This is a genomic window from Alteromonas gracilis (genome assembly GCF_043642145.1).
Lineage (GTDB): Bacteria > Pseudomonadota > Gammaproteobacteria > Enterobacterales > Alteromonadaceae > Alteromonas > Alteromonas gracilis_B.
On sequence record NZ_JBHZRZ010000029.1, the window covers coordinates 1 to 2383 of the forward strand.

Below are 2383 nucleotides of genomic sequence, written 5' to 3' on the forward strand. Positions count from 1 at the left end.
CCACCCAATGATAAATGATTTACCGCTTCATTAAACTTCACTCTCACTCGGGCATTTACCGCCACATCGGTTAAGCCTTCATGTACTGATGTGCCTGTTACAACTGGTGTTGCTGTATCTTCTTCCAAACTGGTATAGAAGTAGAAGCTATCTGATGAGTTTGTATTGCCACTGATGTCAGCCACACCGCCGAGTCGTGCATAAAACCGTCTACCCGCTGTCAGTACATTGTCTGGCACCCACGTGATTGTCTTGCCATCCTGTCCAATACTGGCACTACCCGAGACATGAGCCCATCCATTGTCTACATCTTGTACATACACGGTGCCGCTGTTCACCGTGAGTGGATCGACAACTTCGGTCATTACCCAGATCACACTGCTATTTACTGCAACTGTGCTGTTCGAGTAAGGCAAATACACACTGTAATTCGGACGTATCAGATCTGGCCCCGTTCCGGTTGTAAAGGTTTCACTGTGTGAAACAACTTCATTACCCGACAAGTCTTCTACCTGTGTAATGGTTTCTGTGTATTCCGTACTCTCAAGTAATGGTGAGTAACGGTGATACAACACTTCGGTATTACTGGCACTGTACGAGACACTCATATCTGCTATGCGTTCGAAGCTGTATGGGTTAATTGCTTCGTCAAAGCGCACATGATAACGCGGGTTCAATGCCACGTTTTCCATTCCCGTTGCCGGACTCATCGCTGTTACTCGAGGCGCCTGTAAGTCTTCTATCGCTGACTCACCGGTGGTGAAGCCATAACTGCGACTCCAGTACTGACGGTCACCATCTGTATCCAAGATGTTACTTGATAGACTCACATAATAGTAACTGTCGGTCGATAAAAGTGACTGCGGCGTGATTTCCACGGTACGTAAATCATCTGCCAGACTTACCGTAGCCGGGAAGACACTGCCATCATTGTTTCGCATCACGATGAATTCATCGGTAATGGTAGTCTCATCCATATCTTGGTTATAAACGATACGCATGGTCGGATTTAGCGACACATTGGTTACACCATTACTTGGCAGATAAGCATTCGGCGTTGGTCTCACCCCTGCTGTTGCCGTTGTTGTTGCCATGCGGAACTGACCTTGATAGTGGTTCATCGCATTACCCGAATCGTCACGAGCTGTGCTATCTAGATAAACGTGAACTAGTGCCCCCTCTGCAAAGGCTTCATCCGGGGTGAACTCAATTGCCTGACCTGATGCTGACAACGTAATCTGTCCCTCTACCAGTATGCCGTTTTCCGCTACATGGAAAGCCTCATGTAAGGTGCTTTCATCCATTGGCTCTGAGGTATACATCACTATACTGCCGACACTCGGTACATTATTGGCACCACTGTTCGGGTATAAACGTGAGACACTTGGCCTTCCGTTATCATTATCGACCACTGCAGTGCTAAACAGGCTGACATAATCCGCCATTGCATTGCCACTTAGGTCCTGCACATCGTTCGTGACGATGACTGACAATGACTTCCCGGCTGGCCAGGTACCACGCAAGGTGATTGTTTTACTGTCTGCTGAGCGATAAACACTCGGCGTGATGATGCTGCCCTCTGAATACAACTTGAAGTTGTTACTGTTGACCGTCGCTGCATTTAACGATTCATTGAAGCTTAGTACGATTGGCGTACCTACTCCTATATCCATGGCTCCGTCTGTCGGACTGATACTGCTGACGGTTGGTGCCGTTGTATCAAGCTCGTTTTCTGTTGTGAAATAATAATTCCAACAACATGCACTGTTTCCGACCCTATCTTTGACGTGGTAAATACTGGTTCTAATTTTTGTACTACCCGGTAATGGCGCACTTGGCGTAAATGTCACCACGTTTCCTTCTACCTGATAGTCACCCGCTACGTAACCACTGTGGCCATTCACCTGAACGCGCAGCGTATCACTAATACTTACTGCATCAACGGCTTCATTGAAGGTCACCACAATCGCTGTGTTAACTGATACGTCTGCTGCATTGTTTGTCGGTGTAACACTGCTTATTCTTGGGTAGGCCGTATCAACACTGCCACTACTGTCGGCGGTGAAATCCAAGCGGTACTCTGCCACGGCATTACCCGCGACATCACACACGCCCGCAACAACCAGCTCATAGTTTTCACCTGCCACCAGATAGGCATCCGGCGTAAACGTAATCGTTCGGCGATCGCTGCTCAGCGTCACGCTGCCCGCTACTGCACCTGTACTACCGTGAAGCGATACCGTCTCTTCATTCACACAGTGTGCCGCCAGTGATTCATTCAGAAGCAGTCTCACCGGGGCATTCACTGGTACATCTGTGAGCCCTTGCGACAGGTTGTTTGATAACACACTCGGCGCCTGTGCGTCTTCAACGTCACCAGCCG

The 2383-nt window shown here is 48.6% G+C and carries 1 protein-coding gene; it reads right to left on the minus strand.

The features are described from left to right. Window positions 1-2348, minus strand: a 2348-nt coding sequence (locus ACHUFN_RS20110; RefSeq protein WP_394224508.1) for an Ig-like domain-containing domain, incomplete at its 3' end; no start/stop codon positions are given. Window positions 2349-2383 lie beyond the last annotated feature (35 nt).